The sequence below is a fragment of the Enhydrobacter sp. genome (assembly GCA_025808875.1).
Classification (GTDB): Bacteria; Pseudomonadota; Alphaproteobacteria; order Reyranellales; family Reyranellaceae; genus Reyranella.
The window spans coordinates 1,462,917-1,474,744 of sequence record CP075528.1 but is presented as its reverse complement, the minus strand read 5'-3'; the positions used below and the strand labels follow the sequence as shown (position 1 = coordinate 1,474,744).

Below are 11,828 nucleotides of genomic sequence, written 5' to 3'. Positions count from 1 at the left end.
CACTAGGCCACCTGACGGCAGGACTCGTGGTCCTTGCGCACGCGCTTGGTCGAGGCGGGATACTTGGCCAGCATGCGATCGGGACGCGTCGGCCGCTTCACGAGATCGCCGCCGCAGTTCGGGCAATGTCCGCCCAGCCGGGTCCGCGCGCAGTCGGTGCAGAAAGTGCATTCGAAGGTGCAGATCAGCGCGTCGGGCGCGCCGTTCGGCAGGTCCTTGTCGCAGCATTCGCAGTTCGGGCGCAACTCAAGCATGCCAACTCTTACGACGAGAGATAACGGCTTTCCAGATGTGCCTTGAAGGCGTCCGCGTCCAGCCGAGCGCCGGTCGCCTCGAGCAGTATCTCGTCGGTCGCGGCGATCGAGCCCTTGCCATGCACAGTCCGGCGCAACCAGGCGAGCAACGCCGCGAAATCGCCGCGCGCGATGGACGCCATCAGGTCCGGATGCTCCTTTCGAGCCGCCGTGAAGAGCTGGGCCGCCGCCAGGGCACCAAGTGTATAGGTAGGAAAATACCCCCACGCGCCGTCCGGCCAATGGATATCCTGCAGGCATCCCAGCGCATCGTCGGGAGGAGCGATGCCGAGAAGCTCACGCATGCCGTCGTTCCAGGCACCCGGGAGGTCGGCGAGCGCGAGGTCGCCGCCCAGCACAGCACGCTCCAGCCGATAGCGCAGGATGATGTGCAGGGGATAGGTCACTTCGTCGGCATCGACCCGGATGAAACCCGGTGCCACGCGCGTGTAGAGACGGTGGATATTGTCTATCTCCCAGGCCGGACCGGCACCGCCAAACGCGGCGCGCATGCGCGGGGCAGCGAATACGATGAAGTCGCGACTGCGACAGGCCTGCATCTCCATCAGCAGCGACTGACTTTCGTGCAGTACCATGCCGCGTGCCTGTCCGACCGGCTGACGGCGCCACCCGGCCGGCAGGCCGGCCTCGTAGAGGGCATGCCCGGTCTCATGCAGCACGCCCATGAGCGAGCGCGCGAAGTCCCTCGCGTCGTAGCGTGTCGTGATGCGCACGTCTTCCGATGTACCGCCCGTGAAGGGATGAGCCGACACGTCGAGCCGGCCACGGCTGAAATCGAACCCGATGGCGCGAATGAACTCCTCGCCCAGCCGACGCTGCGCCTCTATGGGAAACGGCCCTTCCGGCACCAAGGGGACGGGTCGAGCGCCCTGGCGCTCGATGACGCGCGCCAGCAGCCCGGGCAGGAATCCGCCCAGCTCGGTAAAGAGCGAGTCTATGCGCTCGCTTCGACCGCCTGGTTCGTATTCATCGAGCAGCGCGTCGTACAGGGAGACGCCGAGCGCCGCGGCCTTCGCCTCGCCAGCGCGGCGCGTGAGCGCAACGACCTCGACGAGGGCCGGCAGCAGCAGAGCGAAGTCGGCCTGCTCCTTCGCCTCGCGCCACAACATCTCGCAGGCGGCTGTGGCGCGGGTGCGTGCCTCGACCAGATCGGCCGGCAACGCGGCGGCATGGGTCCAGGCATGGCGCATCTCGCGCAGGTTCGCCGCCTGCCAGGCGTCGAGGCCATCCCGCCTCTCCTCCGCCCGCGAAAGCAGGTCGGCCATGTCGGGCGCGACCAGGATCTCGTGGGCGATCACGCCCAGGGTCGCGAGCTGGTCGGCGCGATCCTCGCCGGCGCCCTTCGGCATCATGGTCGAGCGATCCCAGTTGAGAATGGCGCTTGCCCGGTTGACGGCGCTCAGCCGCGCGAAGCGCCGCTCGAGCGTGGCATAGGCGTCGTTGGCGATCATGTCCCGGTCGTGCGGCGGCCGCCGATTTCGAGCCGGCCCTGCTGCCAGTGATAGGCGAGGTAGACACCGACCAGCGCCAGCCCGATCAGGAACCAGGTGAGGGCGTACTGCAGATGATCGTTGGGGATGTCGAGGCGCGTCTGGCCGCCGATCGGCGCGCCGCCCGGATTGGGCGTCGCGTCAGCCTCGAGGAAGAACCGGTCGAGCACGGGATCGAGAGCCGCGCCCGCCAGGCGGCGCATCTCCGGCACGTCGACGCGGAACCACATGTTGCGGCCCGGATCGTTGTCGGGCGCGAACTGCCGTCGCTCCTGGCTGCGGCGCACGATACCCGCAACCTCGACGCGACCCGGCAACTGGCCGGTGGCGCGCCGAGCGGGATCGCGCGTCTCCGAGGCGATCCAGCCGCGGTCGAGCAGTACGACGCGGCCGTCGTCGGTGCGCAGCGGCGTGACGACGTGAAGGCCGACCTTGTTCTTGAGGCTGCGCGCGGCGAGGAAGAACTCCCTGTCGTGCAGGAACGTGCCGGCGACGCGCACCCTGCCGTACTCGTGGCGCAGCGGATCGCCCTTGGCGAGTTCGTCGAACGTCATCACGGGTGCCGCCTGGTTGACGGCGATGCGATCGAGGATCTCGCGTTTCCATTCGCGGCGCTCCATCTGCCAAACGCCGAGGCCGACGCAGAGCAGCAGCACGGGCAGGGAGAACAGCGTGGGCCAGAGCAGTGGCCGCAACTTGATCATGGTGCGACTACTCCTCCAGCTCGGTCGAACGGTGGGCGTATTGCTGGGCGACCAGCCAGGCCTTGAGGACGCGCAGCATCCAGACGGCGGCGCCGAAGGTGAGCGGCAGCCAGATCACGACGTGCAGCCACCACGGCGGCTCGAAGCGGAACTCGACCCAGAAGACGAGGACCATCATCAGCGCGCCGAGGCCCAGGATCACGAACACGGCCGGCCCGTCGCCGGCGTCGTGGCCGCGCAGGTCGAGCCCGCACTCCGCGCAGCGCTCCGACACGCCGAGCAGGCCGGCGAACAGCCGGCCGCGGCCGCACCGCGGACAGGCGCCGCGCAAGGCGACATCGACGGGCGATTGGCGCGGCCAGTCGGTCATTCACACGCTCCCAAAGACGAACCGCCGGGGAGCGCCCGGCGGTTCCGATGCGGGACGCCGCGGGGCGTCAGTGCAGGGCGATCGGTGCGTTGCCGGCACCCCACCAGTAGATGCAGAAGAACAGGAACAGCCAGACCACGTCGACGAAGTGCCAGTACCAGGCCGCCGCCTCGAAGCCGAAGTGCTGGTTGGGCTTGAACTGGCCCGCCATCGCGCGGAACAGGCAGACGACCAGGAAGGTGGTGCCGACGAACACGTGGAAGCCGTGGAAGCCGGTCGCCAGGAAGAAGGTCGAGCTGTAGATGTTGTCGCGGAAGCCGAACGGCGCGTGGGCGTATTCATAGAGCTGCACACCGGTGAAGATGGCGCCGAGGATCACCGTCAGCAGCAGGCCGCGCACGGCATCGCGTTGGTTGCCCTCGAGGATCGCGTGGTGCGCCCAGGTCACCGTGGTGCCGGAGAGCAGCAGGATCAACGTGTTCATAAAGGGCAGGTCGAACGGCGCGATGACGCTGACGCCCTTGGGCGGCCACACGCCGCCGGTCGCCTCGGCGCGCACCGGCATGTCCGCCGCGCCGGGATAGAGTGCGGAGTCGAAGAACGCCCAAAAGAAGGCGGCGAAGAACAGTACTTCCGAGGCGATGAACAGGATCATACCGTAGCGCAGGCCGAGCTGGACGACGGCGGTGTGGTACTTGCGCGACTCGACGACGACGTCTCTCCACCACCAGTACATGACCGCGAAGATCACGGCGAAGCCGGGGGCGACGATCCACCAGTTGACGCTCTTCACGATCGACTCGACGCCCTTGCCGAACATGTCCGGGTGCATGCCGAGCGCCGCGCCCATGGCCAGCAGGAAGGCGCCGAGCGCGCCCAGCGCCGGCCACGGGCTGGGATCGACCAGGTGATACGGATGCTTCGGTGCGCCGTGCGAATCGGCCATTGTTCAGCCCCCTTTGTCCGAGTTGGCGGACAAGCCGCCCAGCAATGTCCTCGCCCGCTCCGTCTTGGCCTCGAAGAACGTGTAGGAAAGCGTGATGGTGCGGACGTTGTCGTGGCGCCGATCCTTGTCCATCTCGGGATCGACGAAGAAGACGACCGGCATGTCGACCGACTGCCCGGGCTGCAGGAGCTGCTCGTTGAAGCAGAAGCACTGCACCTTGTTGAACCACGGGCCGGCCGGCTCGGGCGTCACGTTGAACGTCGCCGTGCCGACGACCGGCCGCTGCGAGACGTTGGTGGCCCGGTAGAAGACCAGCTTCTCCTCGCCGAGCCGGACCCTGACCTCGCGCTCGACCGGCTGGAAGCGCCACGGCAGGTTAGGATCGACGTTGGAATCGAAGCGCACCTGCACGGTGCGTTCGAGCAGCGGCCGGTCACCGGCCCGGGCGACGACGGGCGTGCCGCCGAAGCCGGTCACCCGGCAAAACATCTCGTAGAGCGGCACCGAGGCGTAGGCGAGCGCCAGCATGCCGCCGACGAGACCAGCGAGGCTCCAGGCGAGGCGTGCGTTGCGATCGCCGCCGCTCGTCATCCCTTGCCTCCCATGCGCACGATGGTCAGTGCGAAAAACACCACGACCATCGCCAGCAACAGGCCGGCCATGACGAGATTCTTCGTCCGCTGGCGGCGGTGCATGTCGGTGTCGCCCGGGCGGCGCTCGTCGTCCATGGCAAGGTTCATCCCAGCAGGATCCGGTCGATGGGCAGCGCGGCGAACAGCGCCGCCAGGTAGAGCAGCGAAAAACGGAACATGCGGCGCGCCGCGGGATGGCCGCTCGCGTCGTCGGCCGTCCGCCATACCGCGAGCGCATGGCCGACGAAGGCGAAGCCGAGCGCGAGCGCCACCGCGCCATAGAGCCAGCTGACCGCACCGAGCAGCGTCGGCGCCAGCGCGACCGGCAGCAGGATCAGCGTGTAGAGCAGCATCTGGCGCTTGGTCTCGCGCGCGCCGGCGACCACAGGCAACATCGGCACGCCGGCGCGGCGATAGTCGTCGCTGCGATAGAGCGCCAGCGCCCAGAAATGCGGCGGCGTCCACAGGAAGATCAGCGCGAACAGCGCGATTGCGACGGGCGAGACGTCGCCGGTCGCGGCCGCCCAGCCGATCATCGGCGGGAAGGCGCCGGCCGCGCCGCCGATCACTATGTTCTGCGGCGTCCGGCGCTTCAGCCATACCGTGTAGATGAAGACGTAGAAGAGGATCGCGGCGACCAGCAGTGCAGCGGCGACGAAGTTGGTCGCCAGCGCCATCAACAGCACGGAGAAGATCGACAGCAGCACGCCGAGGCCCAACGCGTCGTCAGGCGCCACGCGGCCCGCCGGCAGCGGGCGCCGGCGCGTGCGCTCCATCAGGGCATCGAGGTCGCGCTCGTACCACATGTTGACGGCGCCAGCCGCACCCGATCCGAGCGCGATCGCCGCCACCGCCAGCGCGGCCGCGAGGGGATGGATATGGACGGGCGCAATCACCAGGCCGACCAGGCCGGTGAAGACGACCAGCGACATGACCCGCGGCTTGAGCAGGTCGACATAGTCCCGCACGCGGGCGGGCGCTGCGTCGATGTCTCCGGTCAACAGGTGCGCGGTGTCGCTCATTGGCCCTCGAAGCGAAGGCGCCGGTCGGGCGCCTCGGCTCCTCGCGTCTAGTGGTGCGCTGCCGGCGAGATGCGCGGCAGTTCCTCGAAGGTATGGAACGGCGGCGGCGAGTCGACGGTCCATTCCAGCGTCGTGGCGCCCTCGCCCCAGTAGTTCGCGCCCACCTTGCGGCCGGCGAACATGCCGCCGAACACGACGAACACCAGCCAGAAGACGGCCGAAAAGAACGACACCAGCGCGCCGACCGAGGAGATGTAGTTCCAGTGCGCCATCGCGTCGGGATAGTCGACGTAGTGACGCGGCATGCCGGCCAGCCCCGAGAAGTGCATCGGGAAGAAGGTGAGGTTGACGCCGATGAAGGTGGTCCAGAAGTGGATCTGGGCCGCCCACTCGGGATACTGGCGGCCGGTCATCTTGCCGAACCAGTAGTAGAAGCCGGCGAACATGCCGAACACCGCGCCGAGCGACAGCACGTAGTGGAAGTGCGCGATGACGTAGTAGGTGTTGTGCAGCGCGTAGTCGACGCCGGCATTGGCCAGCACGACGCCGGTGACGCCGCCCACGGTGAACAGGAAGATGAAGCCGATCGCCCACAGCATCGGCACCTCGAGGCGGATCGAGCCGCCCCACATCGTGGCGATCCAGGAGAAGATCTTCACGCCCGTCGGCACGGCGATCACCATGGTCGCAGCGACGAAGTAGGCGCGCGTGTCGACGTCCATGCCGACCGTGTACATGTGGTGCGCCCACACGACGAAGCCGACGACGCCGATCGCCACCATCGCGTAGGCCATGCCGAGATAGCCGAAGATCGGCTTCTTGGAGAAAGTCGAGATGATGTGGCTGACGATGCCGAAGGCCGGCAGGATCATGATGTACACCTCGGGATGGCCGAAGAACCAGAAGAGGTGCAGGAAGAGCGTCGGATCGCCGCCGCCGGCCGGATCGAAGAAGTGGGTGCCGAAATTGCGGTCGGTCAGCAGCATGGTGATGGCGCCGGCGAGTACCGGCAGGGCGAGCAGCAGCAGGAACGCCGTCACCAGGATCGACCACGCGAACAGCGGCATGCGGTGCAGCGTCATGCCCGGCGCGCGCATGTTGAAGATCGTGGTGATGAAGTTGATGGCGCCGAGTATCGACGACGCGCCGGCGATGTGCAGCGAAAAGATCGCGAGATCCATGCCGGCGCCCTGTTGCGTCGACAGCGGCACGTAGATCGTCCAGCCCGTGCCCACGCCGCCGCCGATGACGGCCGACAGCAGCAGCAGGATGAAGGCCGGCGGCAGCAGCCAGAAGCTGATGTTGTTCATGCGCGGGAAGGCCATGTCCGGCGCGCCGATCATCAGCGGCACGAACCAGTTGCCGAACCCGCCGATCAGCGCCGGCATGACGACGAAGAACACCATGATCAGGCCGTGGGCCGTGACGACGGTGTTCCACAAGTGGCCGTCGGGCGTGCCGTCGGGACCGTTGAAGTACTGCACGCCCGTGTGCATCAGCTCGAGGCGCATCACCACCGAGAAGGCAGCACCGATGAAGGCGGCGACGATGGCGAACACCAGGTACATCGTGCCGATGTCCTTGTGGTTCGTGCTGTAGAGCCACCGCTTGATGCCGGTCGGCGTATGGTGGTCGTGGTGGCTGTGGTCGTGGGCGGCGCCGTGCGCGGTGGCCATTTTGGTTTCTCCTGCGGCGATGCGCTTAGCGGGTAGCGGGAGGGGTTGCCGAAGCGAAGTTGGTGTCGGCCGGCAAGCCGGCCGCCTTCTTCTTGTCCTCGACCCACTTGTCGAACTCGGCTTTGGACACCACGCGCACGGCGATCGGCATGTAGGAATGGCCGTTGCCGCAAATCTGCGAGCATTGGCCGAAATACAGCCCCTCCTCGCGCACGTTGATCCAGCCCTCGTTGAGGCGCCCCGGAATGACGGTCTTCTTGATGCCGAAGCCGGGAACCGTCCAGCCATGCATCGAATCGGCGGCCGTGCCGATCACGCGGATGGTGGTGTTCGCCGGAATGACCATCTCTTCGTCCACCGCGAGCAGGCGCGGCTGGTTGGGCTTGAGCCTGGCGCGGTCCGCCTCGCTCAGGATGCGGCTGTCGACCGAGAAGTTGCCCTGATCGGGATATTCGTAGTGCCAGTACCACTGCCGGCCCGTCACCTTGATGGTGAAGGCCGCGTCCACCGCCTTGTCGCTGTAATAGAGCAGCCGGAAGGACGGGATCGCGATCACCACCAGGATCAGGATGGGAATGACCGTCCAGGCGATCTCCAGCACCGTGTTGTGGGTCGTCGTGGTGGGGGTCGGATTGCGCGACGCGTGGAAACGGAACATCGCGTAAACCAGCAACCCGAGCACGAACAGCGAGATCAGCGTGATGATCACCAGCAGGATGTCGTGCAGCGAGGCCACCTTGTCCATCACCGGCGTGTAGGACGGCGGGAAGTTCATCTGCCAATCGTGCGGCACGCCGATGACCTTTTGCGCCAGGGCAGCATTCGACAGTGTCAGGCCAGCCGTCGCCGTCGCAATCCCCAAGAGCCCCAGTAGCCGCTTGCCGACCATGCATCCATCCCTTCAGCGTGCTGCCCCTTTCGGGGTTCCGGCCCGCAAAATCCCCCGCAATTCAAAGCGGTTAGTACCAGATATAGGAGTGCGTCGTAACGGGTTTTTGCCCCCGGTCGGTATGTGGCGGCCGGTCGCAGTGTCAGGCGAAGAGTCGCGACCAGGCGGCGCCATAGCCCGCGGCCTCGACCGCGTCGGCAAAGGACGGACGGCCAATTTGTCCCGTGCGCAGGTCGGCGCCGCTCGCGTCCTGCAATCCCAGGACTCGGTAGAGACCGTCCGTTGCCCGCCCCAGCCGGATCGTCAGGTCGGCCGGCCATCGTTCCGCAGCATCGAGTGCCGCCACGATCGCCGTTCCGCCTTCCGGCAGAGCCTGCGACGGCACACCATCGAAGATGAGAACGTCCGGCCGGAGTCGGCGCGCGGTCTCGACGAGCGACGCCGGGCCGCCCGCCGTCGCAGCCAGCTCGACCTTCGTGGGCGACGGGTGACGGAACGACCGGTGGCCCGCCACGGTTACGACACGCAAGTCGCCAAGATCGCGCGCCAAGGCGACCAGAAGCGCGGTCCTGCCCGATCCTCGCGGCCCGCTGACGGCGATCTTCAGGTGCGAGCGCGCGGCGATTCGCAGGACGTCGGCCGATCGCCGATCGATCAGCTCGGACGCGATCAGGCGCGCGAAGGTGGCGTCGGCCGGATCGCCGCGACGGATGACGGCCACGGGTCCCGCCGGCGCGGCGGGCGGAAAGACGATGGTTCCGCTACCGCCGTCGCGCAACCTGATCTCGACGACTCCTTCGCGCACGCCGCGCGCGAGCCGGACCAGCAATCGCATGACATGGGCTTCATCGGAGAACGTCTCCGCTGCCGGCGTGAGGATACCCGCGCGTTCGACGAAGACCGCCTTCGGCCCGTTGACGTAGACCGCCTGGATCGACCGATCGGACCACAGCCGGTCGATCAGGCCGAGTCCGCTTACCTCGCTCAGCGCCATCAGCGCCAGCCGTTCGCGCGCTTCCGACGGCCACTCGCCGGCCGCCGCGCCCGTCTCCGCATCGACGATCCCACGCAGCGCCGACAAGGCCGCCGCGCGCGACAGCCCATCGACCGTCCGCAAGGCCGCCGCCACGACGCGCGGCAGGAGACGATCGACGCCGGCCTCGTGCGGCTCCAGCCGCTCGACCAGCGGCGAACGGGCGGGCGGAAGGGAGACCTCGACCCGTGCGGGGCCGGCATCGGCCGCCTCTCCGCCCGTCCACAGGCTCGTCCCGGCCGCCGACGATGCGAACGACACCATGGCGGTGAGCTCGTCGGGATCGGGTGCCGGCGCCGACGGAGCCACCAGTTCCGCCACGATGCCGCGCAATTCCCGGCTGGTGAGCGTCACGCCACGGGCCCGGAAGTAATTGTGCACGATCTCGCCGACGGCATAGGCGATCTCGGGGGGCGTTCGGCTGGCATCGAGCGCCGTCTGCACCGCGCCATCCATATCCCTGCAGAAGGCGGTCCACGCCTCCTCGAGGTCGCGTCCCCGCGCTTCGTCGCCGACGGACGGAACGATCTGCAGGAAGGAACGCGCCAGCCGGCGCACGCCGCTATGGGCGGTCATGGCGGCAGTCTACGCGATGGAACGGCGGCGCGGTCAAACGCGTTCGCCAATCCATGCACAGATGGCGAGTCGGCGGTTTGCCCGGCGCCGCGCCACGGTCATCGCGCTTGCGTTTGGAAGTCCGGCGGCTATGGTCGCGCCGCTTCGCGTTCAACCCGGGAATGGATCTGTTCATGCGGCTGGTTTCGGCACTGTTCGCCCTCGTCGCCACCCTCATGTTCACGGAAGGAGCTGCCGCCATGGACAAGGAAAACACGCTCTATATCGACCTCAAGGACGGCCGTGTGGTCATCGAGATGCGCCCCGACCTAGCACCCAACCACGTCGCCCAGATCAAGAAGCTGGCGCGCGAGGGCAAGTACAACGGCATCGTCTTCCATCGCGTCATCGAGGGCTTCATGGCGCAGACCGGCGATCCGAACGGCACCGGCACGGGCGGCATGGGCGAAACGCTGAAAGCGGAGTTCTCGCGCGAGCCGCACACGCGCGGCGCCGTCTCGATGGCGCGCACTAACGACCCGAACAGTGCGCGCAGCCAGTTCTTCATCGTCTTCAAGGACTCGAACTTCCTCGACGGCCAGTACACGGTGTGGGGCCGCGTCGTCTCCGGAATGGAGTTCGTCGACAAGATCAAGCGCGGCGTCGGGCAGTCGGGTAGCGTGCCCGCGCCCGCCGACCAGATGATCAAGGTCCAAGTCGCGGCCGACGCGAAGGACTGACGTCCGCGCGTCCCGCGGACATTGTCACTTGGTCACCGTGTGGAAGGTCTTGGAGATGACCTGCCAGCGGCCGTCGGCCTTCACCAGCGTCAGGTAGTCGGTGAAGTAGCGCGGCGGGATCTGGCACTCGACCTTGGCGAAGGCGGTGGCCGGCCCGGAGAAGTCGATCGACACGATGCGATCGCGCCGCTCGCTGCCGCTGTCCTTCGCCGACTTGCGGCCTTCCACCATCTTGAACCAGTCGGTGCGCGGAAAGTCGGCCGCCTTGCCGTCGGTGCCGACGCTGTAGAGGTGCGACAGGGGATGGAACGCCTGCCCCAGCTTCCCGGTGTCGCCCTCGTAGAGGCCGTCGAAGTAGACCTGCAGCACCTTCTCGATTTCCGCGACGTCCGAAGCCATCTCGTTCTCCCTTTCAGATCGTCCCGTTGGGACTGACCAATATCTTACCGTTGCGCCCGCCCCTGTCGGCATGCGCCAGCGCATCCTTGATCCTGTCGATCGGATACACCGTGTCGACCGGCGCGTGAAGCTTGCCGGCGACGACCTGCTGGGCGAGGTCGGCGTAGATCTCGCGAATCTTCTGAGGCGTGCGCTTCGCGAGGCCGCGTCCCAGCATGAAGCCGGTGAGTCTGATGCCGCGGTAGATGAAGTTGGAGCGGTTCACGTCGGGATTCTGTCCGCTCATCGAACCGTAGTGGACCAAGGTGCCGTCCGTGGCGAGGCAGTCGGCGAGCCGTCCCGTGGCCGCGCCTCCTACCGCCTCGACGCCGAGGCGCATCGGCGCGTCCCCCGTCTCCCGCGCGACGCGCTGGGCGAGATCGTCGCCGTCAACGATCACCAGATCGGCGCCGAGTTGCTTCAACTCTTCGGCGAGTTCCGGTCTGCGCACCACGTTCACGCTGCGCAGGCCGCGCTGATGGGCGAGCACGATCAGCAGCCGGCCGACGGCCGAGTTGGCGACGTTCTGGATCACCCAGTCGCCGCCCTTCAGGTCGACGAAGTCCGACAGCATGAGCTGCGCGGTCGGCGGATTGATCCGCACCATCGCCGCCTGCCTGAGATCGATCGCCGGAGGCAGCGGAATGGCGTCGTCGCCCTTCACCTTGCGCTTCTGCGCCCAGTTCTCGCGCTGCAGGTTGATCACGAGGTCGCCCGGCTTGACGTGCCTCACGCCGGCGCCCACCGCGGTGACGCGGCCGACACACTCGGCGCCCGGCGTGGCCGGCAGCGGCGGCTTCAGCCGATAGCTTCCCCTGCAGAACCACATGTCGGCCGGATTGATCGGAAAGGCCAGCACGTCGAACACGACTTCGTCCGCCTGGGGGGCACCGACGTCTGGCACCTCAGCGCAGCGCGCGACGTCCCATGGAGTGCCATAGCGGTCGATCAGCACCTGCTTCACGCCGTTCCTCCCGCCCGTCTCGGGCGCTTTGTTGGCCCGTCGATTGCTTGTACTG

The 11,828-nt window shown here is 67.4% G+C and carries 14 protein-coding genes; 1 reads left to right on the top strand and 13 read right to left on the bottom strand.

All coding sequences use genetic code 11. From position 1 onward, the window contains the following. Positions 1–2: 2 nt before the first annotated feature. The 11 genes from KIT25_07445 to tadA form a co-directional block, all read right to left on the bottom strand. Positions 3–254: a DUF1272 domain-containing protein gene (locus tag KIT25_07445; protein ID UYN96757.1), complete on the bottom strand. Its 252-nt coding sequence runs from the start codon at positions 252–254 to the stop codon at positions 3–5. Positions 255–262: 8 nt separating this feature from the next. Then, entirely contained in the window at positions 263–1,765 is a 1,503-nt protein-coding gene (locus KIT25_07440) for a carboxypeptidase M32 (GenBank protein ID UYN96756.1), read from the bottom strand. Beyond that, positions 1,762–2,508, bottom strand: coding sequence for an SURF1 family protein (locus KIT25_07435; protein ID UYN96755.1), 747 nt, complete (start codon positions 2,506–2,508; stop codon positions 1,762–1,764). The genes KIT25_07440 and KIT25_07435 overlap by 4 nt, the downstream gene beginning before the upstream one ends. A 7-nt stretch (positions 2,509–2,515) precedes the next feature. Further along, on the bottom strand, positions 2,516–2,878 hold the full coding sequence (locus KIT25_07430; protein UYN96754.1) for a DUF983 domain-containing protein: 363 nt from the start codon (positions 2,876–2,878) through the stop codon (positions 2,516–2,518). Positions 2,879–2,945: 67 nt separating this feature from the next. Next, positions 2,946–3,824, bottom strand: a complete 879-nt coding sequence (locus KIT25_07425; protein UYN96753.1) for a cytochrome c oxidase subunit 3 — start codon at positions 3,822–3,824, stop codon at positions 2,946–2,948. A 3-nt stretch (positions 3,825–3,827) separates the two neighbouring features. Continuing rightward, positions 3,828–4,415 carry a cytochrome c oxidase assembly protein gene (locus tag KIT25_07420; protein ID UYN96752.1) on the bottom strand — a complete coding sequence of 196 codons (588 nt, stop codon included), beginning with the start codon at positions 4,413–4,415 and terminating at the stop codon, positions 3,828–3,830. Next, entirely contained in the window at positions 4,412–4,564 is a 153-nt protein-coding gene (locus tag KIT25_07415) for a hypothetical protein (GenBank protein ID UYN96751.1), read from the bottom strand. Before KIT25_07415 ends, KIT25_07420 begins: the two co-directional genes overlap by 4 nt. After that, positions 4,561–5,478 carry a heme o synthase gene (locus KIT25_07410; GenBank protein UYN96750.1) on the bottom strand — a complete coding sequence of 306 codons (918 nt, stop codon included), beginning with the start codon at positions 5,476–5,478 and terminating at the stop codon, positions 4,561–4,563. The genes KIT25_07415 and KIT25_07410 overlap by 4 nt, the downstream gene beginning before the upstream one ends. A gap of 47 nt (positions 5,479–5,525) precedes the next feature. Then, positions 5,526–7,154: a cytochrome c oxidase subunit I gene (gene ctaD, locus KIT25_07405; protein UYN96749.1), complete on the bottom strand. Its 1,629-nt coding sequence runs from the start codon at positions 7,152–7,154 to the stop codon at positions 5,526–5,528. Between the two features lie 25 nt (positions 7,155–7,179). Beyond that, positions 7,180–8,043 (bottom strand): cytochrome c oxidase subunit II, encoded by an 864-nt coding sequence (gene coxB / locus KIT25_07400; GenBank protein UYN96748.1) that lies wholly within the window; start codon positions 8,041–8,043, stop codon positions 7,180–7,182. 142 nt (positions 8,044–8,185) lie between these two features. Then, positions 8,186–9,652 (bottom strand): Flp pilus assembly complex ATPase component TadA, encoded by a 1,467-nt coding sequence (gene tadA, locus KIT25_07395; GenBank protein UYN96747.1) that lies wholly within the window; start codon positions 9,650–9,652, stop codon positions 8,186–8,188. A 161-nt stretch (positions 9,653–9,813) separates the two neighbouring features. Here tadA and KIT25_07390 point away from each other — a divergent pair, with 161 nt between their 5' ends. Beyond that, on the top strand, positions 9,814–10,371 hold the full coding sequence (locus KIT25_07390; protein ID UYN96746.1) for a peptidylprolyl isomerase: 558 nt from the start codon (positions 9,814–9,816) through the stop codon (positions 10,369–10,371). A 24-nt stretch (positions 10,372–10,395) separates the two neighbouring features. Here KIT25_07390 and KIT25_07385 read toward each other — a convergent pair whose 3' ends face one another. Together KIT25_07385 and KIT25_07380 are read right to left on the bottom strand one after the other, a co-directional pair. Continuing rightward, positions 10,396–10,770, bottom strand: coding sequence for a nuclear transport factor 2 family protein (locus KIT25_07385; GenBank protein ID UYN96745.1), 375 nt, complete (start codon positions 10,768–10,770; stop codon positions 10,396–10,398). A gap of 13 nt (positions 10,771–10,783) precedes the next feature. Then, positions 10,784–11,773, bottom strand: coding sequence for a zinc-dependent alcohol dehydrogenase family protein (locus KIT25_07380; GenBank protein ID UYN96744.1), 990 nt, complete (start codon positions 11,771–11,773; stop codon positions 10,784–10,786). Positions 11,774–11,828: the final 55 nt, after the last annotated feature.